Origin of the sequence: Streptomyces sp. NPDC056580 (assembly GCF_042793175.1) — a bacterium.
Classification (GTDB): Bacteria; Actinomycetota; Actinomycetes; order Streptomycetales; family Streptomycetaceae; genus Streptomyces.
The window spans coordinates 56,004-82,182 of sequence record NZ_JBHTVE010000014.1 but is presented as its reverse complement, the minus strand read 5'-3'; the positions used below and the strand labels follow the sequence as shown (position 1 = coordinate 82,182).

21 protein-coding genes are annotated in these 26,179 nt (G+C 74.0%); 16 read left to right on the top strand and 5 right to left on the bottom strand.

The genetic code is table 11. The features are described 5' to 3' along the window. Positions 1 to 64 precede the first annotated feature (64 nt). Positions 65 to 2,902: an FAD-binding and (Fe-S)-binding domain-containing protein gene (locus tag ACFQ9Z_RS28800; protein WP_383025104.1), complete on the top strand. Its 2,838-nt coding sequence runs from the start codon at positions 65 to 67 to the stop codon at positions 2,900 to 2,902. A 217-nt stretch (positions 2,903 to 3,119) separates the two neighbouring features. After that, the gene (locus ACFQ9Z_RS28795; RefSeq protein ID WP_383025100.1) at positions 3,120 to 4,076 is read left to right on the top strand and encodes a DMT family transporter; all 957 of its coding nucleotides are present in this window, start codon (positions 3,120 to 3,122) and stop codon (positions 4,074 to 4,076) included. 27 nt (positions 4,077 to 4,103) lie between these two features. On the opposite strand, the gene ACFQ9Z_RS28790 is transcribed toward ACFQ9Z_RS28795, so the two are convergent. After that, positions 4,104 to 4,844 carry a class I SAM-dependent DNA methyltransferase gene (locus ACFQ9Z_RS28790; RefSeq protein ID WP_383025096.1) on the bottom strand — a complete coding sequence of 247 codons (741 nt, stop codon included), beginning with the start codon at positions 4,842 to 4,844 and terminating at the stop codon, positions 4,104 to 4,106. A 118-nt stretch (positions 4,845 to 4,962) separates the two neighbouring features. Here ACFQ9Z_RS28790 and ACFQ9Z_RS28785 point away from each other — a divergent pair, with 118 nt between their 5' ends. The 9 genes from ACFQ9Z_RS28785 to ACFQ9Z_RS28745 all read left to right on the top strand — a co-directional run bounded on the left by ACFQ9Z_RS28785 (position 4,963) and on the right by ACFQ9Z_RS28745 (position 16,315). Then, the gene (locus ACFQ9Z_RS28785; RefSeq protein WP_383025093.1) at positions 4,963 to 5,757 is read left to right on the top strand and encodes a TIGR03084 family metal-binding protein; all 795 of its coding nucleotides are present in this window, start codon (positions 4,963 to 4,965) and stop codon (positions 5,755 to 5,757) included. A 5-nt stretch (positions 5,758 to 5,762) separates the two neighbouring features. Next, positions 5,763 to 7,439 (top strand): acyclic terpene utilization AtuA family protein, encoded by a 1,677-nt coding sequence (locus ACFQ9Z_RS28780; RefSeq protein ID WP_383025678.1) that lies wholly within the window; start codon positions 5,763 to 5,765, stop codon positions 7,437 to 7,439. After that, positions 7,436 to 9,034 carry an acyl-CoA carboxylase subunit beta gene (locus ACFQ9Z_RS28775; protein ID WP_383025090.1) on the top strand — a complete coding sequence of 533 codons (1,599 nt, stop codon included), beginning with the start codon at positions 7,436 to 7,438 and terminating at the stop codon, positions 9,032 to 9,034. The genes ACFQ9Z_RS28780 and ACFQ9Z_RS28775 overlap by 4 nt, the downstream gene beginning before the upstream one ends. A gap of 5 nt (positions 9,035 to 9,039) precedes the next feature. Beyond that, positions 9,040 to 10,896, top strand: coding sequence for an acetyl/propionyl/methylcrotonyl-CoA carboxylase subunit alpha (locus tag ACFQ9Z_RS28770; RefSeq protein ID WP_383025087.1), 1,857 nt, complete (start codon positions 9,040 to 9,042; stop codon positions 10,894 to 10,896). After that, the gene (locus ACFQ9Z_RS28765; RefSeq protein ID WP_383025084.1) at positions 10,893 to 12,083 is read left to right on the top strand and encodes an acyl-CoA dehydrogenase family protein; all 1,191 of its coding nucleotides are present in this window, start codon (positions 10,893 to 10,895) and stop codon (positions 12,081 to 12,083) included. The genes ACFQ9Z_RS28770 and ACFQ9Z_RS28765 overlap by 4 nt, the downstream gene beginning before the upstream one ends. Positions 12,084 to 12,111: 28 nt before the next feature. After that, positions 12,112 to 13,680, top strand: a complete 1,569-nt coding sequence (locus ACFQ9Z_RS28760; protein ID WP_383025081.1) for a 4-coumarate--CoA ligase family protein — start codon at positions 12,112 to 12,114, stop codon at positions 13,678 to 13,680. Continuing rightward, positions 13,677 to 14,414 carry an enoyl-CoA hydratase family protein gene (locus ACFQ9Z_RS28755; protein WP_383025076.1) on the top strand — a complete coding sequence of 246 codons (738 nt, stop codon included), beginning with the start codon at positions 13,677 to 13,679 and terminating at the stop codon, positions 14,412 to 14,414. The genes ACFQ9Z_RS28760 and ACFQ9Z_RS28755 overlap by 4 nt, the downstream gene beginning before the upstream one ends. Beyond that, entirely contained in the window at positions 14,402 to 15,007 is a 606-nt protein-coding gene (locus ACFQ9Z_RS28750) for a TetR/AcrR family transcriptional regulator (protein WP_143631030.1), read from the top strand. Before ACFQ9Z_RS28755 ends, ACFQ9Z_RS28750 begins: the two co-directional genes overlap by 13 nt. Before the next feature lie 276 nt (positions 15,008 to 15,283). After that, positions 15,284 to 16,315, top strand: a complete 1,032-nt coding sequence (locus tag ACFQ9Z_RS28745; RefSeq protein WP_383025071.1) for an isopenicillin N synthase family dioxygenase — start codon at positions 15,284 to 15,286, stop codon at positions 16,313 to 16,315. A gap of 215 nt (positions 16,316 to 16,530) precedes the next feature. On the opposite strand, the gene ACFQ9Z_RS28740 is transcribed toward ACFQ9Z_RS28745, so the two are convergent. After that, positions 16,531 to 17,631: a citrate synthase 2 gene (locus ACFQ9Z_RS28740; protein WP_383025068.1), complete on the bottom strand. Its 1,101-nt coding sequence runs from the start codon at positions 17,629 to 17,631 to the stop codon at positions 16,531 to 16,533. 165 nt (positions 17,632 to 17,796) lie between these two features. On the opposite strand from ACFQ9Z_RS28740, the gene pdxH reads away from it, so the two are divergent. The 3 genes from pdxH (at position 17,797) to ACFQ9Z_RS28725 (ending at position 20,902) form a co-directional block, all read left to right on the top strand. Beyond that, complete coding sequence (gene pdxH / locus ACFQ9Z_RS28735) at positions 17,797 to 18,483, top strand: pyridoxamine 5'-phosphate oxidase (protein WP_383025064.1); 687 nt, start codon at positions 17,797 to 17,799, stop codon at positions 18,481 to 18,483. A 398-nt stretch (positions 18,484 to 18,881) separates the two neighbouring features. Beyond that, complete coding sequence (locus tag ACFQ9Z_RS28730; protein WP_383025061.1) at positions 18,882 to 19,337, top strand: GNAT family N-acetyltransferase; 456 nt, start codon at positions 18,882 to 18,884, stop codon at positions 19,335 to 19,337. A gap of 119 nt (positions 19,338 to 19,456) precedes the next feature. Beyond that, the gene (locus ACFQ9Z_RS28725) at positions 19,457 to 20,902 is read left to right on the top strand and encodes a PAS domain-containing protein (RefSeq protein ID WP_383025058.1); all 1,446 of its coding nucleotides are present in this window, start codon (positions 19,457 to 19,459) and stop codon (positions 20,900 to 20,902) included. 15 nt (positions 20,903 to 20,917) lie between these two features. On the opposite strand, the gene ACFQ9Z_RS28720 is transcribed toward ACFQ9Z_RS28725, so the two are convergent. Next, a complete protein-coding gene (locus ACFQ9Z_RS28720) occupies positions 20,918 to 21,673 on the bottom strand; it encodes an SIS domain-containing protein (RefSeq protein ID WP_383025053.1) in 756 nt (251 codons plus the stop codon). Between the two features lie 237 nt (positions 21,674 to 21,910). Here ACFQ9Z_RS28720 and ACFQ9Z_RS28715 point away from each other — a divergent pair, with 237 nt between their 5' ends. Together ACFQ9Z_RS28715 and ACFQ9Z_RS28710 are read left to right on the top strand one after the other, a co-directional pair. Next, the gene (locus tag ACFQ9Z_RS28715) at positions 21,911 to 22,603 is read left to right on the top strand and encodes a metal-dependent transcriptional regulator (RefSeq protein ID WP_383025050.1); all 693 of its coding nucleotides are present in this window, start codon (positions 21,911 to 21,913) and stop codon (positions 22,601 to 22,603) included. A 301-nt stretch (positions 22,604 to 22,904) separates the two neighbouring features. Further along, complete coding sequence (locus ACFQ9Z_RS28710; RefSeq protein ID WP_383025047.1) at positions 22,905 to 23,765, top strand: alpha/beta fold hydrolase; 861 nt, start codon at positions 22,905 to 22,907, stop codon at positions 23,763 to 23,765. A 10-nt stretch (positions 23,766 to 23,775) separates the two neighbouring features. On the opposite strand, the gene ACFQ9Z_RS28705 is transcribed toward ACFQ9Z_RS28710, so the two are convergent. After that, positions 23,776 to 25,365: a transporter gene (locus ACFQ9Z_RS28705; RefSeq protein WP_383025043.1), complete on the bottom strand. Its 1,590-nt coding sequence runs from the start codon at positions 25,363 to 25,365 to the stop codon at positions 23,776 to 23,778. Further along, a complete protein-coding gene (locus ACFQ9Z_RS28700) occupies positions 25,362 to 26,138 on the bottom strand; it encodes an ABC transporter ATP-binding protein (protein WP_383025040.1) in 777 nt (258 codons plus the stop codon). Before ACFQ9Z_RS28700 ends, ACFQ9Z_RS28705 begins: the two co-directional genes overlap by 4 nt. Positions 26,139 to 26,179: the final 41 nt, after the last annotated feature.

The following is a 26,179-nucleotide window of genomic DNA, read 5'->3' as shown; positions in this document are numbered from 1 at the left end:
ACGAAACTGGTGTGGCTGTGGAAAACCCTCGGTGACTGTGCGTGAGCGGATGCATTCTGGACGCATGACGGATCTCTCGGGTCTTGCGGCGGAGCTGCGCGCGGCCGTCCGGGGCGAGGTCGGCTTCGACGTCACGTCCCGGGCGCTCGTGACGATGGACGCGTCCAACTACCGGCGGGTGCCCGCGGGGGTGGTGGCCCCGCGGGACGCCGCCGACGTGACGGCCGTGCTGGAGGTGTGCCGGGCGCGCGGGGTGCCGGTCGTCGCACGCGGCGGCGGCACCTCGATCGCCGGGCAGGCCACGGGCGCGGGCGTGGTGCTCGACTTCACCCGGCACATGAACGGGCTGCTGGAGCTGGACCCGGGCACCCGCACGGCGGTGGTCCAGCCAGGGCTCGTCCTGGACCGCCTCCAGGAGGCCGCCGCCCCGCACGGACTGCGGTTCGGGCCCGACCCCTCCACGCACAGCCGGTGCACGCTCGGCGGGATGATCGGCAACAACGCGTGCGGCTCCCACTCCGTCGCCTGGGGCACCACGGCGGACAGTGTCCGCGAACTGTCCGTCGTCACCGCGCGCGGGCAGCGGCTGCGGCTCGGCAGGGACTGGGCCGGGGCGCCGCAGGGGCTGCGCGAGCTGGTGACGGGCGAGCTGGCCCGGCTGCGCACCGGTTTCCCCGAGCTGCCCCGCCGCATCTCCGGTTACGCGCTCGACGCCCTGCTGCCCGAGAAGGGCGCCGACGTCGCCCGGTCCTTCTGCGGCTCCGAGGGCACCCTCGGCATCCTGACGGAGGCGGTCGTACGGCTCGTGGAGGCACCGCGCGCCCGTGCGCTTGCGGTGCTGGGGTACCCCGACGAGAGCGCGGCCGCCGAGGCCGCGGCGGGGCTGCTCCCGTACGGCCCGCTGACGGTGGAGGGCATGGCGGCCGACCTGGTGCCCGAGCCGGCCGGGCTGCCCAGGGGGGACGCCTGGCTGTTCGTGGAGACCGGCGGCGAGACGGCGGCCGAGGCGCGCGCGCGTGCGGAGGCCGTCGTCCGCGCCGCCGAGGTCGTCGGCTCCCTCGTGGTCACCGACCCGGCGGCGCAGCGGGCCCTGTGGCGCATCCGGGAGGACGCGAGCGGCACGGCGACCCGGATGCCGGACGGTTCCGAGGCCTGGCCCGGCTGGGAGGACTGCGCGGTGCCGCCCGCCCGGCTGGGCGCCTATCTGCGGGACTTCCGCGCCCTGCTGTCCTCCCACGGCCTGCGCGGCACCCCGTACGGCCACTTCGGCGACGGCTGCATCCACGTCCGCGTCGACTTCGACCTGCTCACCGAGGCGGGCGTGGCCCGCTTCCGGCGCTTCTCCGGCGAACTCGCCGACCTGGTGGTGGCCCACGGCGGCTCGCTGTCCGGTGAGCACGGCGACGGCCAGGCGCGTGCGGAACTGCTGCCGCGGATGTACGGCGCGGAGACGGTACGGCTCTTCGAGCGGGCCAAGGGCGTCTGGGACCCCGACGGCCTGCTCAACCCCGGGATGCTGGTCCGCCCGGCCCCGCTCGACTCCGGCCTGCGCTTCTCCGTGCTGCCCCGGCGTCCGGTGGACGTCGCCTTCGGCTACCCGGCCGACGGCGGCGACTTCCGGGCCGCGGTCCGCCGCTGCGTCGGCGTCGCCAAGTGCCGTACGACCACGGCGACGGGACCCGACGTGATGTGCCCCTCGTTCCGTGTGACGGGCGAGGAGGCGCACTCCACCCGGGGCCGGGCCCGGCTGCTGCACGAGATGCTCGCCGGCGAACTGGTCACGGACGGCTGGCGCTCCGCGGAGGTCCGGGACGCGCTGGACCTGTGCCTGTCCTGCAAGGGCTGCCGCTCGGACTGCCCGGTCGGCGTCGACATGGCCACCTACAAGGCGGAGTTCCTGCACCACCACTACCGGGGTCGGCGCCGCCCGGCCGCCCACTACAGCATGGGCCGGCTGCCGGTGTGGCTGCGCTGGGCGGCCCGGGCCAACGCGGCGCGGCTGCTCAACCGGCTCGCCTCGGCGCGGCTGCCGGCGCGGATGGGCAAGCGGCTGGCCGGGATCGCGCCGGAGCGGGACGTCCCCCGGCTGGCGCCGCTGACCTTCAGCCGCTGGTGGCGTCGGCGCGAGCGGCCCGGCACCGGGGACCCGGTCGTGCTGTGGCCGGACACCTTCACCGAGCACCTCTCGCCCTCGGTCGGGCAGGCGGCCGTGCGGGTGCTGGAGGCCGCCGGGCTCCGGGCGGTGCCGCCGCCGTCCCGGCCGGCCGGGGGCGGGGTCTGCTGCGGCCTGACCTACGTCTCGACCGGCCAGCTCGACCGGGCGCGCAAAGTGCTGCGCCGCACCCTGGACCTGATGGAACCGGTGCTGCGCAGGGGCACCCCAGTCGTCGTCCTTGAGCCGAGCTGCGCGGCGGCCCTCCGCGCCGATCTCCCGGAGCTCCTGCCCGACGACCCGCGCGCCGCCCGGCTCTCGGCGGCGGTCCTCACCTTCGCCGAGACGCTGCGGCGGCACGCCCCCGACTGGACCCCGCCCGCCGTCGGCCGGCCCGTCGCCGGGCAGACCCACTGTCACCAGCACGCGGTCCTCGGCGACGGCGCCGACCGCGCCCTGCGCGGGGCCGCGGGCCTGACCGGCGAACTGAGCGGTGGCTGCTGCGGCCTCGCGGGCGACTTCGGCTTCGCGAAGGGCCACTTCGAGGTCTCCCGGGCCTGCGCGGAGGAACGGCTGCTGCCCTCGGTGCGGGCGGCGGCCGAGGGGACGGTGATCCTGGCGGACGGCTTCTCGTGCCGCACCCAGCTGGAGCAGCTCGCCGGGGTGCGCGGGCGGCACCTGGCGGAGGTCCTTGCGGACGCGCTGGACGCGCTGGACGCGCTGGACGCCGGGGCGGAGGCCGCGGAGTGAGGGCGGGGCTGGACTCAGGGGCGCTTTCCGGCCGCGCGGAGCACGATGGAGAAGGATGCGACCCGCCGCTCGGCTCCCCGCGGAGTCCCCTGTGCGGCATCCCGGCATGCGGGACAGGCTCATGGCGGCTTCACACTCCTGACCAAGTCCACTACCCTGGACTCGGAAGTACACCAAGATGAACAAGATCTGATTCCGGCCAGACTCAGGACCGCCCGTGAGCACCTCCAGCCACACCGCCCCCTCGACGCAGCACGCGCCGGCATCCCCCGGGAGCGCCCCGCGCCGGTCCGGCTCGTCCGGGCCCCTCGGGTCGCTCGGGCCGGTGGGCCTGGTGCTGGCCGGCGGGATCTCGGTCCAGTTCGGCGGAGCGCTCGCGGTGACCCTGATGCCGAGGGCCGGTGCGCTCGGCGTCGTCACCCTGCGGCTGCTCGCGGCGGCCGTGGTGCTGCTGGTGGTCTGCCGGCCCCGGCTGCGCGGTCACTCGCGCGCCGACTGGGGGACCGTGGTCGTCTTCGGTATCGCCATGGGCGGGATGAACGGCCTCTTCTACGAGGCGGTCGCCCGCATCCCGCTGGGCCCCGCGGTCACCCTGGAGGTCCTCGGCCCGCTGGCCCTGTCCGTGCTGGCCTCCCGCCGGGCGATCAACGCGCTGTGGGCGGCCCTCGCGCTGGCCGGGGTCTTCCTGCTGGGCGGCGGAGGCTTCAGCGATCTCGACACCACGGGTGTCGCCTTCGCACTGGGAGCAGGCGCCATGTGGGCGGCCTACATAGTCTTCAGCGCCCGCACCGGCCGCCGTTTCCCGCAGGCGGACGGCCTGGCGCTGGCGATGGCGGTGGCCGCCCTGCTCTTCCTCCCCCTCGGCATCGCCGAGGCCGGCAGCCGCCTGCTGAACCCCACCACCGTCGCCCTCGGCTCCGCGGTGGCGCTGCTCTCCTCGGTTCTGCCCTACACCCTCGAACTCCTGGCGCTACGCCGCCTGCCCGCCCACACCTTCGCCGTCCTCATGAGCCTGGAGCCGGCCATCGCGGCCACGGCGGGCTTCCTCATCCTCGGCCAGGCGCTCTCCGCCACGCAGGCCGCCGCCATCGCCCTGGTGATCGCGGCGACCATCGGCGCGGTACGGACCCAGGCCGGGCGCGGCAAGGCGCCGGCCCCGGCGCCCGAGGCCTGACCGTCGCGCGGTCACCGCGCCCGGAGTTCAGCCGGCCGGCTTCTCCCACACCGACACGTGCTGCCGGCTGTCGCTCGTGAACGGCTCCCGCGTCCAGCCGTCCCACCTCGAACGCAGCCGCAGCCCCGCGAGCCGGGCCATCAGGTCCAGCTCCGCGGGCCACACGTACCGGAACGAGACCGCCAGGTACGTGCCCCGGCCGTCCGCCACCCGCACATGGTGCGAGCTGACCGACTGCGTCGCGACGTCGTACAGGTCGAAGCCCAGCCGTCCCTCGTCGACGCGGAAGGGCACCGCGTTCTGTCCGGGCGGCAGCCGGCGCAGATCCGGCACCCCGACCTCGATGACGAAGCAGCCGCCGGGCTCCAGGTGGCGGGCCGCGTTGCGGAAGCAGTCCACCTGGGCGTCCTGCGAGGTCAGGTTCATGATCGTGTTGAAGACCAGATAGGCGACCCGGAAGGCGCCGTCCACCTTCGTCGTCGCGAAGTCCCCGACCGTCGTCCCGACCGCGTCACCGCCCGGCTTGGCCCGCAGCCGGTCCAGCATCGCCCGGGACAGGTCGATGCCGTGCACGCCGACCCCGCGCCGCGCCAGCGGCAGCGCGATCCGCCCGGTCCCGACCCCGAACTCCAGTGCCCGCCCGTCACCGGCCAGCTCCGCCAGCAGCCCGACCGCGGGCCCGACGACCCCGTCCTCGAACATCTCCGCCACCGACTCGTCGTACGAAGCCGCGACGGACTCCCCGAAGTACCCGTCCTCATCGACCACGCCCCGACGCTACTGGGCGGGCGCGGGCGGCGCGCGGCCTTTTCCGCGAGCACGGGCCCGGCGGAAAATCATGCAAGCGTGCTTGATTGTTTCTCGGCCCGCTGCCATGCTCCCCCTCATGGCCGACCCGACGCACGTCATCGACGACTTGTGTGCCGAGAACGACGAACTCGATTCGCTGGTCGCGGACTTGAGCCCGAAGCAATGGGCCTCCGACACCCCCGCGCCCGGCTGGACCGTCGCCCACCAGATCGCGCACCTCGCCTGGACCGACCGCTCGGCCCTGCTGGCCGTCACCGACGCCGGGGCCTTCCAGACACTGGTGGAGAAGGCGCTGGCCGCTCCCGGCTCGTTCGTGGACGACGGCGCGGAGGAGGGCGCCCGGCTGCCGCGCGCCGAGCTGCTGGCGGGGTGGCGCGCCGGACGGGACGCCCTCCAGCGGGCCCTGCGCGCCGCACCGGCCGGCAGCCGGTTCCCCTGGTACGGGCCGCCCATGTCGGCCGCGTCCATGGCCGCCGCCCGCCTCATGGAGACCTGGGCCCACGGTCTGGACATCGCCGACGCCCTCGGCGCGGTCCGCCCGCCCACCGACCGGCTCAGGCACGTGGCACGACTCGGGGTGCGCACCCGCGACTTCGCCCACACGGTCCACGGACTCACCCCGCCCGCCGAGGAGTTCCGCGTCGAGCTGCGGGCGCCCTCCGGTGACCTGTGGGCGTACGGGCCGGAGGACGCCGCCCAGCGTGTCACCGGGCCCGCGCTCGACTTCTGCCTGCTCGTCACCCAGCGCGCCCACCGCGCCGACCTCGCCCTGCGCGCCGAGGGCCCGGACGCCGACCGCTGGCTCGGCATCGCCCAGGCCTTCGCCGGCCCGCCCGGCGCCGGCCGCCCGCCGAAGGAGGGCACCCGGTGAGCCCCGTGAACCCGCTGCGCGTCGGCAACTTCTCCGGCTTCTACGGCGACCGCTTCGACGCGCTGCGCGAAATGCTCACCGGTGGCGAGGTCGACGTCCTCACCGGCGACTACCTCGCCGAACTCACCATGCTCATCCTCGGCCGCGACCGCCTGAAGGACCCCTCCGCCGGATACGCCCGCACCTTCCTGCGCCAGCTGGAGGACTGCCTGGGCCTCGCCCTGGAGCGCGGGGTGCGGATCGTCACCAACGCCGGTGGCCTCAACCCGGCCGGACTCGCCCGGCAGGTACGGGAGCTGAGCGAGCGGCTCGGCACACCGGCGCGGGTCGCCCATGTCGAGGGCGACGATCTCGGCGCCGCCCACCCCGGCGCCCTCGCCGCCCACGCCTACCTGGGCGGCTTCGGGATCGCCGAGTGCCTGCGGGCGGGCGCGGACATCGTCGTCACCGGGCGGGTGACGGACGCGGCGCTGGTCACCGGGCCCGCCGCCGCCCACTTCGGCTGGCGGCCGGAGGAGTACGACCGGCTCGCCGGCGCCGTCGTCGCCGGGCATGTGCTGGAGTGCGGGACCCAGGCCACCGGCGGCAACTACGCCTTCTTCGGGGAGGGCGACGTACGCCGTCCCGGATTCCCGCTCGCCGAGATCGACGCCGACGGCGGCAGCGTCGTCACCAAGCACCCCGGCACCGGCGGGTTCGTCGACGTCGGCACGGTCACCGCCCAGCTGCTCTACGAGACCGGCGGCGGCCGGTACGCCGGGCCGGACGTCACCGCCCGGCTCGACACCGTACGGCTGAGCCAGGACGGGCCGGACCGGGTGCGGATCGAGGGGGTGCGCGGGGAGGCCCCGCCGCCGACGCTGAAGGTCGGGCTCAACCGGCTCGGCGGCTTCCGCAACGAGGTCGCCTTCGTCCTCACCGGGCTCGACGTCGAGGCCAAGGCCGCCCTCGTGCGCGCGCAGCTCACGGACGCGCTCGCCAAGTCGCCTCCCCAGGAGGTCCGCTGGGACCTGGTGCGCACCGACCGCGCCGACGCGGACACCGAGGAGACGGCGAGCGCCCTGCTGCGGCTGGTCGTCCGGGACCCCGACCAGCGCGTCGTGGGCCGGGCGCTGAGCGGCGCCGCCGTGGAACTCGCGCTCGGCAGTTACCCCGGCTTCCATGTGCTCGCCCCACCGGGAAAGGGCGCACCCTATGGAGTCTTCGAGGATGTGTACGTGCCCCAGGGTGCCGTCGACCATGTGGCCGTCCTCCACGACGGCCGCCGCGTCCCCGTGCCACCGTCCCAGAAAACGGCCGAGCCGGCCGCCGTACCGGAGCCACCGCTGCCCGAACCCCTGCCGCCCGGGCCGGTCCGCCGGGCGCCGCTCGGCCTGGTCGCCGGAGCCCGCAGCGGCGACAAGGGCGGCGACGCCAACGTGGGCGTGTGGGCGCGCTCGGACGAGGCCTGGCGGTGGCTCGCCCACGAGCTGACCGCCGACCGGTTCCGGGAGCTGATCCCCGAGAGCCGGGACCTGCCCGTCACCCGGCACGTGCTGCCCGGCCTGCGCGCCCTCAACTTCGTCGTGACCGGCATCCTCGGCGCCGGCGTCGCCGCGCAGGCCCGCTTCGACCCGCAGGCCAAGGCCCTCGGCGAATGGCTGCGCTCCCGCCACCTGGACATCCCGGAGGCCCTGCTGTGACCGTCCTGCCCTCCGCCCTCGACACCGGCGGCCCCGACTACCTGGCCAACCGCGAGGCCATGCTCGCCAAGCTCGCCGACCTGGAGACCGAGCACGCCAAGGCGCTCGCGGGCGGCGGCGAGAAGTACGTCCGGCGCCACCGCGACCGCGGCAAACTGCTCGCCCGGGAGCGCGTCGAACTGCTCCTCGACCCCGACACCCCGTTCCTGGAACTGTCCCCGCTCGCCGCCTGGGGCAGCGACTACGCGGTGGGCGCCTCGCTGGTCACCGGCATCGGCGTGGTCGAGGGCGTGGAGTGCCTGATCACCGCGAACGACCCGACCGTGCGCGGCGGCGCCAGCAACCCGTGGAGCCTGAAGAAGGCGCTGCGCGCCAACGACATCGCGCTCGCCAACCGGCTGCCCTGCATCAGCCTGGTGGAGTCCGGCGGGGCCGACCTGCCGTCCCAGAAGGAGATCTTCATCCCCGGCGGCGCGATCTTCCGGGACCTCACCAGGCTCTCGGCGGCCGGCATCCCCACCGTCGCCGTCGTCTTCGGCAACTCCACCGCCGGCGGCGCCTACGTCCCCGGCATGTCCGACCACGTGATCATGGTCAAGGAGCGCGCCAAGGTGTTCCTCGGCGGCCCGCCGCTGGTGAAGATGGCCACCGGCGAGGAGAGCGACGACGAGTCGCTCGGCGGCGCGGAGATGCACGCGCGCGTGTCCGGCCTCGCCGACCACTTCGCCGTCGACGAGCGGGACGCGCTCCGGCAGGCCCGCCGGGTCGTCGCCCGCCTCAACCACCGCAAGGCCCACCCCGATCCCCCCCTCGCGCAACCGCCCAAGTACGACGAAGAGGAGCTGCTGGGCATCGTGCCCGGCGACCTGAAGACCCCCTTCGACCCCCGCGAGGTCATCGCCAGGCTCGTCGACGGCTCGGACTTCGACGAGTTCAAGCCGCTGTACGGGACCAGCCTGACCACCGGCTGGGCGGCGCTGCACGGCTACCCGGTCGGCATCCTGGCCAACGCCCAGGGCGTGCTGTTCAGCGCGGAGTCGCAGAAGGCCGCCCAGTTCATCCAGCTCGCCGACCAGCGCGACATCCCGCTGCTGTTCCTGCACAACACCACCGGCTACATGGTCGGCAGGGAGTACGAGCAGGGCGGCATCATCAAGCACGGCGCCATGATGATCAACGCGGTCAGCAACAGCCGCGTGCCCCACCTGTCCGTCCTCATGGGCGCGTCGTACGGCGCCGGGCACTACGGCATGTGCGGCCGCGCCTACGACCCGCGCTTCCTGTTCGCCTGGCCCAGCGCCAAGTCGGCCGTCATGGGCCCGCAGCAGCTGGCGGGCGTGCTGTCCATCGTCGCCCGGCAGTCGGCGGCCGCCAAGGGACAGCCGTACGACGACGACGCGGACGCCGCGCTGCGCGCCATGGTGGAGCAGCAGATCGAGTCCGAGTCGCTGCCGATGTTCCTGTCCGGGCGGCTGTACGACGACGGCGTCATCGACCCGCGCGACACCCGCACCGTCCTCGGCCTGTGCCTGTCAGCCATCCACACCGCCCCCTTCGAGGGCGCGCGCGGCGGCTTCGGCGTCTTCCGGATGTGAGGCTCATGATTTCGACTCTGCTGGCCGCCAACCGCGGCGAGATCGCCTGCCGGATCTTCCGCACCTGCGGTGAACTGGGCATCCGCACGGTCGCGGTGCACTCGGACGCGGACGCCGGCGCGCTCCACGCGCGCGTGGCCGACACCGCCGTACGGCTGCCGGGCGCGACGCCCGCCGACACCTACCTGCGCGGCGACCTCGTCGTCAAGGCGGCCCTGGCCGCCGGCGCCGACGCCGTCCACCCCGGTTACGGGTTCCTCTCCGAGAACGCGGAGTTCGCCCGGGCGGTCCTCGACGCCGGACTCGTCTGGATCGGCCCGCCCCCGGAGGCGATCGAGGCGATGGCGTCCAAGACGCGCGCCAAGGAGCTGATGGACATCGCCCCCCTGGGCGAGGTGACCGAGGCCGACCTGCCCGTGCTGGTGAAGGCCGCCGCCGGCGGCGGCGGGCGCGGGATGCGGATCGTGCGCCGCCTGGCGGACCTGCCGGACGCGCTGGAGGGCGCGCGCGCCGAGGCCGCGAGCGCCTTCGGCGACGGCGAGGTCTTCACCGAGCCCTACCTCGAACGCGGCCGCCACGTCGAGGTGCAGATCCTCGCCGACACCCACGGCACGGTGTGGACGCTCGGCACCCGCGACTGCTCCCTCCAGCGCCGCCACCAGAAGGTGATCGAGGAGGCCCCGGCGCCCGGCCTGACCGCGGGGCTCCAGGACGAGCTGCGCACGCTCGCGGTGCGCGCCGCGCGCGCGGTGTCCTACGTCGGCGCGGGCACCGTGGAGTTCCTGGTCGCCGACGGCCGCGCGCACTTCCTGGAGATGAACACCCGCCTCCAGGTGGAGCACCCCGTCACCGAGGCGGTGTTCGGCCTCGACCTGGTGGCGGAACAGATCCGCGTCGCGGAGGGCCACCCGCTGGCGAGCGAGCCGCCGCAGGCGCGCGGCCACGCCGTCGAAGCACGCCTGTACGCCGAGGACCCGGCCCGCGGCTGGGCCCCCCAGACCGGCACCCTGCACCGTCTCGCCGTGCCCGACGGGGTCCGCCTGGACACCGGCTACAGCGACGGCGACACCATCGGCGTCCACTACGACCCGATGCTCGCCAAGGTCGTCGCCCACGCCCCCACGCGCGCTGAGGCGGTCCGGAAGCTCGCGGGCGCACTGGAACGCACCGCGCTGCACGGCCCGGTCACCAACCGGGACCTGCTGCTGAACTCCCTGCGCCACCCCGAGTTCACCGCCGGCCGCATGGACACCGGCTTCTACGACCGCCACCTCGCCGCCCTGACCGCCCCGGCCGCCGACCCGCACGCCCCCCTCGCCGCCGCCCTGGCCGGCGCCCACGGCCGCTCCCGCTTCGGCGGCTGGCGCAACGTTCCCTCCCAGCCGCAGACCAGGCGGTACGAGACGGCCGGCGAGGAGCACGAGGTCCACTACCGGCACACCCGGCAGGGCCTCACCGCCGACGGGGTCCGGGTGGTGCACGCCGACGCGCGCCTCGTCGTCCTCGAAGCGGACGGCGTCCAGCGCCGGTACGAGGTGTCGCGGTACGGCACGGACCGGGTGTACGTGAACTCCACCACCCTCACCGAACTGCCCCGCTTCCCCGACCCGGCCGCCCAGGTCACGCCCGGCTCCCTGCTCGCCCCGATGCCGGGCACGGTCGTCCGCGTCGCCGAAGGACTGACCGAGGGCGCCACGGTACGGGCCGGCCAGCCGCTGATCTGGCTGGAGGCGATGAAGATGCAGCACCAGATCTCGGCGCCCGTCACGGGCACGCTCACCGCCCTGCACGCCACGACGGGCCGGCAGGTCGAACCAGGAACGCTGCTGGCGGTCGTACAAGAACTCCGGGAGACACCATGAGCACCCTCATCGAGTCCGACGAGCACAAGGCACTGCGCGCCGCGGTGGCCGCCCTCGGCGGACGCTACGGCCGCGACTACGTCGCCCGGACCCTCGCCGAGGGCCGTCACCCCACCGAACTCTGGGCGGAGGCCGGAAAACTCGGCTACCTCGGCGTCAACCTCCCCGAGGAGCACGGCGGCGGAGGCGGCGGCATCACCGAACTCTCCATCGTCCTGGAGGAACTGGGCGCGGCCGGCTGCCCGCTCCTCATGCTCGTCGTCTCCCCGGCCATCTGCGGCACGGTGATCTCCCGCTTCGGCACCGAGGAGCAGAAGCGGACCTGGCTCCCCGGCCTCGCCGACGGCACCCGCCTCATGGCCTTCGGCATCACCGAACCCGACGCCGGCTCCAACTCCCACCGCATCACCACCACGGCCCGCAAGGACGGCGCCGACTGGCTCCTCACCGGCCGCAAGGTCTTCATCTCCGGCGTCGACATGGCCGACGCCGTGCTGATCGTCGGCCGCACCGAGGACGCCCGCACCGGACGCCTCAAGCCCTGCCTGTTCATCGTCCCCACGGACGCCGACGGCTTCCGGCGGCACCCCATCGAGATGGAACTCAACGCCGCCGAGAAACAGTTCGAGCTCGTCCTGGACGACGTACGGCTGCCCGCGGACGCGTTGGTCGGTGGGGGCCCCTCCCACGCTTTCGGCAGTGGGGGAGAGGACGCCGGTCTGCTGCAGCTCTTCGCCGGACTCAACCCCGAGCGGATCATGACCGCCGCGTTCAGCATCGGCATGGGCCGCTACGCCCTGGCCAGGGCGGTCGAGTACGCCCGCGAACGCACCGTCTGGAAGACGCCCATCGGCGCCCACCAGGCCATCGCGCACCCCCTCGCCCAGGCGCACATCGACCTGGAACTGGCCCGGCTCATGATGCAGAAGGCGGCCCACCTCTACGACGCCGGCGACGACATCGGCGCGGGCGAGGCGGCCAACATGGCCAAGTACGCGGCCGCCGAAGCCTGCGTGAAGGCCGTCGACCAGGCCGTGCACACCCTCGGCGGCAACGGCCTCACCCGCGAGTTCGGCCTCGCCTCGCTGATAACGGCCTCGCGCGTGTCCCGTATAGCACCGGTGAGCCGGGAGATGATTCTCAACTACGTCTCCCACCAGACCCTCGGCCTGCCCAAGTCGTACTAGGCCGCAGCGACGGCCGCTTGGAGGAACCGTGTTCCGCAGCGAGTACGCAGACGTCCCGCCCGTAGAACTGCCCATCCACGACGCCGTCCTGGGTCCCGCAGCCGGCTACGGCGACCACCCGGCCCTCATCGACGGCACGGACGGCACCACCCTCACGTACGAGCAAGTGGACCGGTTCCACCGCAGGCTCGCCGCCGCCCTAGCCGAAGCCGGCCTGCGCAAGGGCGACGTCCTCGCCCTGCACAGCCCCAACACGATCGCCTTCCCGACCGCCTTCTACGCGGCCACGCGCGCGGGCGCCTCCGTCACCACGGTGCACCCGCTCGCCACCCCCGAGGAGTTCGCCAAACAGCTCTCCGACTGCGCCGCCCGCTGGATCGTCACCGTCTCACCGCTGCTGGAGTCCGCCCGCCGCGCCGCCGAACTAGCGGGCGGAGTCCGGGAGATATTCGTCTGCGACAGCGCACCCGGACACCGCTCGCTCATCGACATGCTCGCCACCACCGCCCCCGAACCCGAGACGGCCATCGACCCGGCCGAGGACATCGCCGCCCTGCCGTACTCCTCCGGCACCACCGGCGTCCCCAAGGGCGTGATGCTCACCCACCGGCAGATCGCCACCAACCTCGCCCAGCTCGACCCCGCCGTCCCGGCCGGACCCGGCGACCGCATCCTCGCCGTGCTGCCGTTCTTCCACATCTACGGCCTCACCGCCCTGATGAACGCCCCCCTGCGCAAGGGCGCCACCGTCGTCGTCCTGCCCCGCTTCGACCTCGAGACCTTCCTCGCCGCCATCGAGACCCACCGCATCACCGGCCTGTACGTCGCCCCACCGATCGTCCTCGCCCTCGCCAAGCACCCGGCGGTCGCCCGCTACGACCTCTCCTCCCTGAAGTACGTCATCAGCGCCGCCGCCCCCCTCGACGCGCGACTCGCCGCCGCCTGCGCCGGACGCCTCGGCCTGCCCCCGATCGGCCAGGCCTATGGCATGACCGAACTCTCGCCCGGCACCCACGTCGTCCCCCTCGACGCCCTGCACCACGCGCCTCCCGGCACCGTCGGCCGGCTCGTCGCCGGCACCGAGATGCGCATCGTCTCCCTCGACGACCCGGGCAAGGACCTCGGCACCGGCGAACCCGGCGAGATCCTGATCCGCGGCCCCCAGGTGATGAAGGGCTACCTCGGCCGCCCCGACGCCACCGCCGCCATGATCGACCCCGACGGCTGGCTGCACACCGGAGACGTCGGGCACGTCGACGGCGACGGCTGGCTCTTCGTCGTCGACCGGGTGAAGGAACTCATCAAGTACAAGGGCTTCCAGGTGGCCCCGGCCGAACTCGAGGCGCTGCTGCTCACCCACCCCGGCATCGCCGACGCCGCCGTCGTCGGCGCCCGGGACGACGACGGCAACGAGATCCCGCACGCCTTCGTCGTCCGCCAGCCCGCCGCCGCAGGCCTCGGCGCGAACGAGGTCATGCTGCACGTCGCCGAACGCGTCGCCCCCTACAAACGCGTCCGCCGCGTCACCTTCGTCGACACCGTGCCCCGCGCGGCCTCCGGGAAGATCCTCCGCCGACAGCTCCGGGAGCACCCTTGAGCACCCCCGTCTCACGCACACGCGCGCGCGGCGTCGAAACCCTCAGCCTCGACGCCGCCGAGACCCGCAACGCGCTCTCCGCCGCCCTCGTGGACGCCCTCGCCCACGCCCTCGCCGACTGCGCCGGGGACCCCGGCGTACGCGCCGTCGTCCTCACCCACACCGGCACCACCTTCTGCGCCGGGGCCGACCTGCGCGACCCTCCCCACCCGGACGCCTTGGTCGGCCTGCTGCGGCAGATCGTGGAGCTGCCCAAGCCCGTCGTCGCCCGGGTCACCGGACACGTCCGGGCCGGCGGCCTCGGCCTCCTCGCCGCCTGCGACATCACCGCCGCCGCCACCACCGCCACCTTCGCCTTCACCGAGGTCCGCATCGGCGTCGCGCCGGCGGTGATCTCCCTGCCCGTCATACCCCGCGCCGACCCGCGCGCCCTGGCCCGCCACTACCTCACCGGCGAACGCTTCGACCCCGCCGAAGCCGTGCGCCTCGGCCTGCTCACCGTGGCCGCCGACGACGTCGACGAGGCACTCGCCCCCGTCCTCGACGGCCTGCGCCGCTCCTCGCCCCAGGCCCTGGCCGAGACGAAACGGCTGCTCACGGCTAGGGTGCTGGAGACCTTCGACCGGGACGCGGCCGCCCTGACCGCGCTCTCGGCCCGGCTGTTCGCCACGCCCGAGGCCCGGGAGGGGATGACGGCCTTCCTGGAAAGACGGGATGCGGCATGGGTGGTGTGAGTACGGCGGAACGCGACCGCGTACCCAAGCAGGACCGCAGCCGGGCCACCCGGCAGCGGCTCCTGGAAGCCGCCGTGGCCTGCCTCGCCGAACACGGCTGGGCGGGCTCCACGGTCACGGCCGTCGCCGAACGCGCCGGCGTCTCCCGGGGCGCCGCCCAGCACCACTTCCCGACCCGTGAGGACCTGTTCACGGCCGCCGTCGAGTACGTCGCCGAGCAACGCTCCACCGCCCTGCGCGAACTCTTCCCGGACGGCCCCGCCGACCGCCGCGCCGTCGTCTCCGCCGTCGTCGGCCTCTACACCGGCCCGCTCTTCCGCGCCGCCCTGCACCTGTGGGTCGCCGCCAGCGACGAGGAACAGCTCCGCGCGCGCGTGACCGAACTCGAAGCCCGCGTCGGCCGCGAGTCCCACCGCATCGCCGTCGAACTCCTCGGCGCCGACGAGTCCCGCCCCGGCGTCCGGGAAACCGTGCAGGGCCTGCTCGACATGGCCCGCGGCCTCGGCCTCGCCAACCTCCTCACCGACGACACCGCCCGCCGCGAGCGCGTGGTCGCCCAGTGGGCGGCACTCGTGGACACGGCCCTGGACTGAGCCGCGGCCGGCGCGCCCCCGGGCGGACTCCGGGCGGATTCCGCGCCGGTGAAGCGGGTCACACCCGCGGGCGGAGACCCGCAGTACCCTTGCTCCATGCTTCCGATGCTCGTCCGACGCCGCCACGTGGACTACGTGCGCGTCACGAGCACGGGCTGTCGGCGCTTCTCCGCCTGATCCAGCCCCCTCCTCGCTCTTCTCCCTCTTCCGGCACCCGGGGGCCGCCCACACCCCTCGGCGGCCGCCCGCGCCCCGTACACCCAGCGGACGCACCCCATGACGACGCACACCGCGACGAACCCGTCGTACGCCCAGCTCCCGATCATCGACCTGTCGGCCGCCGACCGCGGACCCCAGGCCCGGGCCATGCTCCACGCCCAGCTGCACAGCGCCGCCCACGACGTCGGCTTCTTCCAGCTCGTCGGACACGGCGTGACCCGGGCCGAGACCGACGCGCTGCTCACCGCCATGCGCGCCTTCTTCGACCTCCCCGAGGCCGACCGGCTCGCCCTCGACAACGTCGGCTCCCCGCACTTCCGCGGCTACACCCGCACCGGCGACGAACACACCGCCGGCGCCCGCGACTGGCGCGACCAGCTCGACATAGGCGCCGAGCGCCCCGCCCGCGTACCCGGCCCCGGCGAGCCCCCGTACTGGTGGCTGCAGGGCCCCAACCAGTGGCCGGCCGCCCTCCCCGGACTGCGCACCGCCGCCCTCGCCTGGATCGACACCCTCAGCTCCGTCGCCCAGCGCCTGCTGCGCGAACTCCTGACCGCCATCGGCGCCCCCGCCGGCTTCTACGACCCCGTCTTCGGCGAGCACGCCCACCCGCACCTCAAGCTCGTCCGCTACCCCGGCAGCGCCGGCGACGGCACCGACCAGGGCGTCGGCGCCCACAAGGACTACGGCTTCCTCACCCTGCTCCTGCAGGACACCGTCGGCGGCCTCCAGGTCCAGCGCGAGGACGGCCGCTTCCACGACGTACCGCCGATCGAGGGCGCCTTCGTCGTCAACCTCGGCGAACTCCTCGAGGTCGCGACCAACGGCTACCTGCTCGCCACCAACCACCGCGTGGTGAGCCCGGCCGGCGCGACGGAACGCTTCTCCGTCCCGTTCTTCTACAACCCCCGCCTGGACGCCCGGATCGAGCCGCTGCCCTTCCCGCACGCCGCCACGGCCCCCGGCATCACCACCGACCCGGCCAACCCGCTGTACGCCGAGTACGGCTACAACGAGCTGAAGGGCAAGCTCAGGGCCCACCCGCTGGCGGCCGCACGACACCACGCGGACCTGCTCACCCCGGCCTGACCCGACGTGAGCCGCGGGCGGGCGCGCTGGGGGAGTCGCGGCTGGGCCGACCGCGGGGGCCTGGGACGGGCCGCACGACGTGCGACGACCCGTGGCCGGCCCCCACGGCCCATCGACCGGATCGGCCACCGGCCGCGCACCCGCACCCCGGGCGCCGCCCAGCTTCCCCCCGGCCGCCGCCCTGGCAGCGCCCTGGCCGCCGCCCAGCGCCGCCCTCAGCTGGCGATGTCCGCGTACCCCTCGATGTCCCGCGGGCTGCGCGGCCCCGGCCCCACGTACTTCGCCGAAGGCCGCACCAGCCGCCCCGTCCGCTTCTGCTCCAGGATGTGCGCCGACCACCCGGCCGTCCGCGCACACGTGAACATCGACGTGAACATGTGCGCCGGCACCTCGGCGAAGTCCAGCATGATCGCCGCCCAGAACTCCACGTTGGTCGCCAGCACCCGGTCCGGCCGCCGGTTGTGCAGCTCCTCCAGCGCGGCCTTCTCCAGCGCCTCCGCGATCTCGAACCTCGGCGCCCCGAGCTCCCGCGCCGTACGCCGCAGCACCCGCGCGCGCGGGTCCTCGGCCCGGTACACCCGGTGACCGAAGCCCATCAGCCGCTCACCGCGGTCCAGGGCCTGCTTGACGTACCCCGCCGCGTCCCCGGTGCGCTCGATCTCCTCGATCATCCCGAGCACCCGCGAGGGCGCGCCGCCGTGCAGCGGCCCCGACATCGCACCGACCGCGCCCGACAGCGCGGCCGCGACGTCCGCGCCCGTGGAGGCGATGACCCGGGCGGTGAAGGTGGAGGCGTTCATGCCGTGCTCGGCGGCCGAGGTCCAGTAGGCGTCCACGGCGGCCACGTGCTTCGGGTCCGGCTCGCCGCGCCAGCGGATCATGAACCGCTCGACCACCGAGCCCGCCTTGTCGATCTCCTGCTGCGGCACCATCGGCAGCCCCTGCCCGCGCGCCGACTGCGCCACGTACGACAGCGCCATGACCGCGGCCCGCGCCAGGTCGTCCCGCGCCTGCTCCACGTCGATGTCCAGCAGCGGTTTCAGACCCCAGACCGGGGCCAGCATGGCCAGCGCCGACTGCACGTCCACCCGGATGTCACCGGAGTGCACCGGGATCGGGAACGGCTCGGCCGGCGGCAGGCCGGGGTTGAAGGCGCCGTCGACCAGCAGACCCCACACGTTCCCGAAGGAGACGTGCCCCACCAGGTCCTCGATGTCGACGCCCCGGTACCGCAGGGCACCGCCTTCCTTGTCGGGTTCGGCGATCTCCGTCTCGAACGCTACGACCCCTTCGAGTCCGGGTACGAAGTCGGACATCAGGCGGCTCCTAGTGAATGTCGGCGGCGGTCACCCCGGTGATGCCCCGATCGGCCGGTGGTCACCCAAACCGCGGCGGAACCTGCACCATAACCCCCAGTGCCACAGTTGGGGAGCCCACGCGACACTCAGTGCCACGGGCGTTCGATACGGCAGGATGACCGCGTGACCGACCGCGAACCCACCCCCGACCCGCTGCTGGACCCTGCCGCCATGCGCAAGCAGTACCGGGCCGCGGGCCTCTACGAGGCGGACTGCCCCGCGCACCCGATGGACCAGTTCACCGGCTGGTTCGAGGACGCCGCACGGGCGGCCCTGCACGGCAGCCTCTACGAACCCAACGCGATGGTCGTCTCCACCGCGGACGCGGCCGGCCGCCCCAGCTCCCGCACGGTCCTCATGAAGCAGTTCGACACCGACGGCTTCGTCTTCTACACCAACTACGACTCCCGCAAGGCCCGCGAACTCGCCGCCAGCCCCTACGTCTCGCTGCTCTTCCCCTGGCACCCGATCGCCCGCCAGGTCATCGTCACCGGCGTCGCCCGCCGCACCGGCCGCGAGGAGACCGCCGCCTACTTCCGCACCCGCCCGCGCGGCTCCCGGCTGGGCGCCTGGGCCAGCGCCCAGTCCTCCGTGATCGGCTCCCGCGCCGAACTCGAAGCGGCCTACGCCGAGCTGGAGGCGCGCCACCCGGAGGACGAGGAGATCCCGGTCCCGCCGCACTGGGGCGGCTTCCGGATCGCCCCCGAGACGGTCGAGTTCTGGCAGGGCCGCGAGAACCGCCTCCACGACCGCCTGCGCTACACCCGCCGCCCCGACGGCACCTGGACCCTGGAACGCCTCAGCCCGTGATCCCGGCCCCGAGAACGCAGACGACCCGCGAGCTCGGTTCCACCGCCTGACGGCGGCGAAGCCGGCCGGACGTACCGGCGAGCTCGCGGGTCGGGTGACTGCGTTGGATTCGGCCGGCTGCGTGTGTCTCGCACACGCTGGTCCGGCACCGCACATCGTGTGGTGGCAGGCCGCTAGCCCGCAGCCACCTCGCGCGTCCGGGTTTCACTCATTTACCCGATCACCTCCTTTCTCACGTACGCGTCAGCCTAAGAACCGTCTCGTGCGGCTTCAACTGTTTTTTCGTACGACGACAGCTCCTCCACCCGGAGGCTGTAGCCCGGATCGACGTCGCCCGGAATCACGAAAGAGCAGGCTTTTCCGAACGCGTGAGCGGCGTCGATGGTAAAGGTGCCGCCATGACTGATCTCCGTATGGAAGCCGTCCGGGCCGACCGCATGCTCGAGCAGTGGCGGCACGTGCACAACGTGGTGGTGCCGCCCGCGGCGATGTCCCTGGCGGACGCGCGGGCGCGGGTCGGGCGGTACCGGCTGGTGAACGCCTATCTCGGGGAGGAACTGGTGGGGTGTTCCACCGTCCGGCCGCCGGCCGGGGACGGGGCGGTGGCGACCGTGATCGCGCGGGTGCTGCCCGGGTTCAGGCGGCGGGGGTTCGGTGCGGTGATCTACGGCGACGGGCTCGCGCACGCGCGTGGGCTGGGGGCCCGGACGGTCGAGACGTGCGTGCTGGCGGCGAACGAGGACGGGCTGCGGTTCGCCGGGCGGCGCGGGTTCGTGGAGATCGACCGGTACGTGCTCGACGGGGAGGCCGACGAGTGGGTCGACCTGCGGCTCACGGCGCCGGACGGGCAATGATTGCGGCAATCTTGCGGGAACAGGATGTGGGCTGCGTCACGTTCGAGTTGAATGAAGGCCAATGAGCGAACCGAGCGCCGTGCGTGCGCGTGCGCGGGCGCAGCGTCCAGGGGGTCCAGGTGAGTGCTTCCCGGCGGAGTGGGACCACCGACGAGCTGGGTCCCGACGAGCCCGAGCGGGGCGGCCCGCACGGGCCGGACGGTACGGACTGTCCTGAGGAGTCCGGCGGCTCCGACCTGCTCGCCGCGCTGCTGGACGGCATGGACGCGGCCCTGTGCGCGCTCGACGCCGACGGGGTGGTGACGCACTGGAACCGCGAGGCGGAGCGCATCCTGGGCTGGACGGTGGCCGAGGCGGTCGGCCGGCACGGGTTCGCCGGCTGGGCGGTGCGCAGCGCGGACGCCGAGGAGGTGCAGGAGCGGCTGATGTCGGCCATGCACGCGCCCGGCCGGCAGGTGAACGAGTTCGCGCTGGTCACGAAGGACGGCGGGCGGGTGCTGGTGCGGACGCAGTCGGCCGCCGTGCGCGGCCCGGACGGGAAGCCTGCGGGGGTGTACTGCGCCTTCAGCGAGGTGCACACGCAGATCGATCTGGAGCGGTCGATCGCGCTGAGCGAGGCGCTGTTCGAGGACGCTGCCTGGGGCGTGGTCCTGGTGGACGCCGATCTGCGGCCGGCCGTGGTCAACGGGCACGCCGCGCGGGCCCTTGGCGTCGGGCGCATGTCGGCGCTGGGGCGGCCGCTGGGCGAGCTGCTCGCGCAGGGGGCGGAGGAGTTGGAGAGCGCGCTCACCCATGTGCTGGCCGAGGGCGCGCCGCCCGCGCCCGCCGAGATGTGGGTGGCGGTGCGCGGGGCCGAGGGCGAGCGGCGGCGCTGCTGGCGCAGCGGGTTCGTGCGGCTGGCCTCGCCGCTGGCGGAGGAGCCGGTGCCGCTCGGTGTGGGCTGGCTCTTCCAGGACGTCACCGAGGCCAGGCAGGGGGAGCAGGAGGCGTCGCTGCTGCGCTTCCGCGGCAACCAGTTGCACCGGGCCGCGCGGGCCGCCGCGGAGTGCGAGGACCCGGCGGAGGCGGCCACCGTCCACCTGGACTTCGCGCTCGCGGGTTTCGCGGACCACGCGCTGCTCGACCGTCTCGCCGGCGCGCCGCGCGCGGATGGCGACGAACCGGCTCCGGTCCGGCTGGTGCGGCTCGCCGCGTCGCCCGCCGGGGCGCCGGGGCCGAGTCTGGTCACGGGCGCGGCCGGGCTGCCGCTGCGCTACGAGCCGGGGCATCCGGCGCTGCAGTGCGTGGAGCGGGCGGGCACGGTGCGCGCGGACGCCGGGTCGGTGTCGGCGGAGCGGGCGCGGGACTGGGCACTGGCCCGGCAGTGGCCCGGCGACGCGGTGCACGCGTTGTGCGCGGTGCTGCGCAGCCGGGGCCGGACGCTGGGCGTGGTCACCTTCCTGCGCGGGGCCGGCCGGAGCCGCTTCGAGCGGGCGGACGCGGCCTACGCGGAGGACGTGGCGGTGCGGGTGGGGGCGGCGCTGGACCTGGCGGAGGCGCTGCGGGCGCGGGGTGCGGGGGAGTAGTCCGGCGCCCGGGTGTCAGTGCCGGTAGAAGATGCGGTCGCCGTACTCGGTCATGACGCGGGCGTTCCAGTCGTGGCCGCCGTCGACGTTGCCGGAGCGCAGCAGCGGGGGCTCGATGCCGCGGTCGGCGAGGTCGGCCGCGGTGGTGGCGACGACGGCCTGCATCAGGGCGGTGGTGACCACGGTCGAGGCCGGGGCGAAGGGCGCGGGGATGGTGTCGAGGGTGAGTTCCGCGTCGCCGACCGTGATCTTCGAGTCCAGGACGATGTCGCAGTGGTCCTTGAGGAAGGTGCCGGAGGAGTGCCGGGAGGCGGTCTCCGAGGCGTACGCGACCGAGGTGACGCCGATGACCTTGACGCCGCGGGCGCGTGCGCCCTGGGCCATCTCCACGGGCAGGGCGTTGCGGCCGGACAGGGAGATGATCACGAGGGCGTCGCCGGCGCGGAGGGGGGAGGTGTCCAGGACTGCGCTCGCGAGTCCGTCGACGCGTTCGAGGGCGGAGCCGAGGGTCGCCGGCGTGACGTCGACGCCGACGACCCCGGGGACGGCGAGCAGGTTCATGAGCGCGAGGCCGCCGGCCCGGTAGACGACGTCCTGGGCGGCCAGCGAGGAGTGGCCGGCGCCGAACGCGAACAGGCGGCCGCCGGACGCGACGGTGTCGGCGAGCAGGGCGGCCGCGGCGGTGATCGCCCCGGACTCCTCCTCGCGGACTCGTTGCAGCAGGCCGATGGCGGCGTCGAAGAACAGGTCGGCGGGTGTGCCGTCGCTCATGCGGTGCCCCTTCGCAGCGTCTGTGTCGCGGATCACGGTGCGGTCTGGACCAGTGCGGTGTCAATACGGCGGGGGCGGAGGGCCGGTTTCCCGCCCGGCGGTACGCCCGTCCGCGGCCGCAGGGGGCCTGTTCGTCCGGTCGGTGCGGGACGGTTGTCGGTGGTATCCGGCAGAATTGAGGTCAGGGCCAGCGCACGCGCCGGGCGAGGTTCCGGCAGAGGTAATCGAGGGGCACGTATGTCCGGACTGATCGACACCACGGAGATGTATCTCCGAACCATCCTCGAGCTCGAAGAGGAAGGCGTAGTCCCCATGCGCGCCCGCATCGCGGAGCGGCTGGACCAGAGCGGGCCGACGGTGAGCCAGACCGTGGCCCGCATGGAACGCGACGGTCTGGTGTCCGTGGCCAGCGACCGCCACCTGGAGCTCACCGAGGAGGGGCGCCGGCTGGCCACGCGCGTGATGCGCAAGCACCGGCTCGCGGAGTGTCTCCTCGTCGACGTGATCGGCCTGGAGTGGGAGCAGGTGCACGCGGAGGCGTGCCGCTGGGAGCACGTGATGAGCGAGGCGGTGGAGCGCCGGGTGCTGGAGCTGCTGCGGCACCCCACCGAGTCGCCGTACGGCAACCCGATCCCGGGTCTGGAGGAGCTGGGCGAGAAGGACGGGGCCGACCCGTTCCTGGACGAGGGCATGGTGTCGCTGGCCGACCTGGACGCGGGCACGGACGGCAAGACGGTCGTGGTCCGGCGCATCGGCGAGCCGATCCAGACGGACGCGCAGCTCATGTACACGCTGCGCCGGGCGGGCGTGCAGCCCGGTTCGGTGGTGAGCGTGACGGAGTCGGCGGGCGGTGTGCTCGTCGGCAGCGGTGGTGAGGCGGCCGAGCTGGAGGCGGACGTCGCCTCGCACGTGTTCGTCGCCAAGCGCTGACGTGGGAGGGCCCCGGCGCCTGTCGGCGCCGGGGCCCGTCCTCCCCTTGTTGACCCGGAGCCCCGAGCTCTCAGGGTCAATCCCCTCGGACCGCTTTTCCCCGAGTGGTCCGCCTCCCGCCAGAAAGATCCCCTCGGCGGCGGCGATCATTCCTCGGAGGGCGTCACTCGAATGAGGGGTGTTGCTCGCAGAGGCACTATTTTCGAAAGAGCATTCGATAGCCTGCGGCGGCAGGACCGACGGACGGCGAGAACGGCAGTACACCGGTACGAGGCAGGCGGAGCTGGGGGGTACCAGGCCGATGGCACGGCGTATCGACGTGATGGGAACGGGCGGGGTGCGCCTGACCGCCTGGGAGTATGCCGATCCTCCGAAACCGGAGGCGGATCCCCGCGCTCCGGGGGTGCTGTTACTGCACGGCCTGATGGGCCGCGCCTCCCACTGGGCGCCCACCGCCCGCTGGCTCGCCGAGCGCCACCGCGCGGTCGCCCTGGACCAGCGCGGTCACGGGCGCAGCGACAAGCACCCGCAGGCCGCCTACGGCCGGGAGGCCTACGTCGACGACGCCGAGGCCGCCCTGGAACAGCTCGGTCTGGGCCCCGCCGTCCTCATCGGCCACGCGATGGGCGCCCTGACCGCCTGGCAGCTCGCCGCCAGGCGCCCGGACCTGGTGCGCGGCCTGGTCGTCTGCGACATGCGGGCCTCCGCGCTCGGCGCGGCCTCGCAGCGGGAGTGGGCCGAGTGGTTCCGCTCCTGGCCCGTCCCCTTCGCCACCCTGGCCGACGTCCGCAAGTGGTTCGGCGAGGACGACCCCTGGGTGGAGCGGCCCAACCCCTCGCGCGGCGAGTTCTACGCCGAGGTGATGCACGAGTCCGCCGACGGCTGGCGCCCCGTCTTCGAGTCGGACCAGATGCTCCGCACCCGGGAGAGCTGGGTGTACGACGCCCACTGGGAGGAACTGGCCCAGGTGCGCTGCCCGACGCTCGTGGTGCGGGGGCTGGACGGGGAGCTGGGGCGGGCCGAGGCGCAGGAGATGGTGCGGGTGCTGCCGCTCGGCGAGTACGCGGAGGTCGCCGACGCCGGCCACCTCGTCCACTACGACCAGCCGGCGGCCTGGCGGGCTGCCGTCGAACCCTTCCTGGAGCGCCTCGCGGCGGTCTGACCGCCTCGCCTCAGCCCTTGCTCACCGCCGTCAGGATCTCCGGCAGACGGGCCGCCGTGCGCGGTGCGGCCAGCCGCAGGCCCCCGAGGGCGACACCCGCCCCGTACGCCGCCCCCAGCGGCAGCAGCACCCAGGTCCACGCGTCCCCGCCCGCGCTGACGTTCAGCCAGATCGTCGCCGCGATGACGGGGGAGCAGAGCAGGGCGGACGCGACCATGCCGCCGAAGACGGAGATCCAGGCGAGTCCGGCCTGCCCGGGCGCCACGTTCTTGTGGCCCTCCTGCGGGATGGAGTACGGGAAGCCGGCCGAGGTCCAGGCGCCGGTCGCCAGCATGGCCCCGAGCAGGGCCAGGGACAGGCCGAGCACCTCCGGCAGCCGGTCCCAGGCGCCCAGCAGCGCGGTGGTCAGCACGGTGACGAGCGCGGCGTACGGCAGGGTGATCACCAGCAGGGCCAGGGCCCGTCCGCGCAGCTCGGCGTAGGCGTCGCGGGGTGTGGAGATCGTCATGGCCACCATCCAGAAGGCGGAGGTGTCCTGGCCGAACTGGTTGTACATCTGGATGCCGAGCATTCCGGCGGCGAAGCACGCGAAGTAGATCGAACCGGTGCCCTGGACGGCGTTGAAGACCGGCACGATCAGCCCGATGGCCAGCGAGGTCACCCACGCCGCCTTGGTCTTCGGGTCGCGCCAGACGTAGCGCAGGGCGCGCTCCATGACGGTGCCCGTGCGCCCGCCCGGCAGCAGCCGCCCGAGCCCGCCCGAGCCGGCGCGGTCGCCAGTGCTCGCGTCCGGGGCCTGCAGGGTGGATCCGTCCGGTGCGGTCATCAGCCGGTTCAGGCTCCGCGCCCACACGGCCAGCAGCAGCGCCAGCGCGGCCAGCGACAGCAGCAGCCGGCCGCCGGCCCCGCCGTACGAACCCTCGCTCGCCGCGTGCACCGCGCCCACAGCGGAGGCGGGCGGCACCCAGGACAGCACGTCCGCGACCGGCCGCAACGACCCGAGGCCGGCCGAACCCAGGCGCTGTGCGCCGAAGTTGACGAGCTGTGCCCCGACGGCGATCACCAGACCGCTGAGCACCGCGAGATCGCGCCCCTTCCTGCTGGTCAGCAGCCGTACGTTGGCGGCGGCGACGGCCCGGGCGAGTGCCACGCAGACCAGCAGCGCGAGGACGACGGCGAGCACCGCGGTGACGTACCCCGCGGTCCCGTGCGCCACCGAAAGCGCGCAGCCGGTCAGGAGCAGCAGCGTGAACAGCGGCCCGATCCCGACCAGCGAGGCGGCCAGCAGGGCCCGCACCAGGGGCCCGGGCCGCAGCGGCAGCATCACCAGCCGGGTGGGGTCCAGGGTCTCGTCGCCGCCGGGGAAGAACAGCGGCATGACGGCCCAGCCCAGGGCCAGTACGGCGGTCCCGGGCACGGCGACGGCCTCGGCGTGCGCGTGGCCGCGCAGCGCGAGCAGGCCCAGCAGTTGCAGCAGGGCGAACAGCAGCGCGACGACGGCCGAGGCGGCGAACGCGGCCCGGCGGCCCGCAGACTGCCGCAGCCCGTTGCGCAGCAGCGACAGCTTCAGCCGTACGAGGACGGCGGTGGTGCCCGTCATCGGGCGGCCCCGCCGCCCAGCCAGTCCAGCCGGGACGCGGAGTCCCGGTCGCGCGCCCCCACCAGCTCCAGGAAGGCCGCCTGCAGCGTGGGGTGTCCGCCGCGCACCTCGGCCAGCGTCCCGGTGGCCCGGATGCGGCCCGCCGCCATGACGGCCACCCAGTCGCACAGCGACTCGACCAGTTCCATGACGTGGGAGGAGAAGACGACGGTGGCGCCGGAGGCGGTGTACCGCTCGAGCACGCCCCGGATCGTCTGCGCGGACACCGGGTCGACGCCCTCGAACGGCTCGTCGAGGAAGACGACTTCGGGGTTGTGCAGGAGGGCGGCCGCGAGACCGATCTTCTTGCGCATGCCGGTGGAGTAGTCGACCACGAGCTTGTGCTGCGACCCGGCGAGATCGAGCACGTCCAGCAACTGCGCGGCCCGCTTGTCGACCTCGGCGCCGGGCAGCCCCCGCAGCCGCCCGGAGTAGCCGAGCAGCTCGCGCCCCGACAGCCGCTCGAACAGCCGCAGTCCCTCGGGCAGTACGCCGATCCGGGCCTTGACCGCCACCGGGTCGCGCCACACGTCGTGCCCGACGACCTCGACGGACCCCTGATCGGGCCGCAGCAGGCCGGTCACCATGGACAAGGTGGTGGTCTTCCCGGCGCCGTTCGGGCCGACCAGCCCGACGAACTTCCCGGCCGGCAGATCGAGATCGACGCCCCCGACGGCGACCTGCTGCCCGAACCGCTTCCAGAGCCCCCGCACACACACCGCAGCTTCGGTCATGCACGAAGGCTACGGTGACTTCGGCCTCCCCAGGTATGCGG

Bases quoted from the DNA above. Each gene is read 5' to 3' on its own strand.
- ACFQ9Z_RS28785 (WP_383025093.1), top strand. From the start codon at position 4,963: ATGGCCGACCCGACGCACGTCATCGACGACTTGTGTGCCGAGAACGAC.
- ACFQ9Z_RS28710 (WP_383025047.1), top strand. From the start codon at position 22,905: ATGGCACGGCGTATCGACGTGATGGGAACGGGCGGGGTGCGCCTGACC.
- ACFQ9Z_RS28700 (WP_383025040.1), bottom strand. From the start codon at position 26,138: ATGACCGAAGCTGCGGTGTGTGTGCGGGGGCTCTGGAAGCGGTTCGGG.
- ACFQ9Z_RS28705 (WP_383025043.1), bottom strand. From the start codon at position 25,365: ATGACGGGCACCACCGCCGTCCTCGTACGGCTGAAGCTGTCGCTGCTG.
- ACFQ9Z_RS28800 (WP_383025104.1), top strand. From the start codon at position 65: ATGACGGATCTCTCGGGTCTTGCGGCGGAGCTGCGCGCGGCCGTCCGG.
- ACFQ9Z_RS28750 (WP_143631030.1), top strand. From the start codon at position 14,402: ATGGGTGGTGTGAGTACGGCGGAACGCGACCGCGTACCCAAGCAGGAC.
- ACFQ9Z_RS28715 (WP_383025050.1), top strand. From the start codon at position 21,911: ATGTCCGGACTGATCGACACCACGGAGATGTATCTCCGAACCATCCTC.
- ACFQ9Z_RS28730 (WP_383025061.1), top strand. From the start codon at position 18,882: ATGACTGATCTCCGTATGGAAGCCGTCCGGGCCGACCGCATGCTCGAG.
- ACFQ9Z_RS28745 (WP_383025071.1), top strand. From the start codon at position 15,284: ATGACGACGCACACCGCGACGAACCCGTCGTACGCCCAGCTCCCGATC.
- ACFQ9Z_RS28765 (WP_383025084.1), top strand. From the start codon at position 10,893: ATGAGCACCCTCATCGAGTCCGACGAGCACAAGGCACTGCGCGCCGCG.
- ACFQ9Z_RS28720 (WP_383025053.1), bottom strand. From the start codon at position 21,673: ATGAGCGACGGCACACCCGCCGACCTGTTCTTCGACGCCGCCATCGGC.
- ACFQ9Z_RS28740 (WP_383025068.1), bottom strand. From the start codon at position 17,631: ATGTCCGACTTCGTACCCGGACTCGAAGGGGTCGTAGCGTTCGAGACG.
- ACFQ9Z_RS28770 (WP_383025087.1), top strand. From the start codon at position 9,040: ATGATTTCGACTCTGCTGGCCGCCAACCGCGGCGAGATCGCCTGCCGG.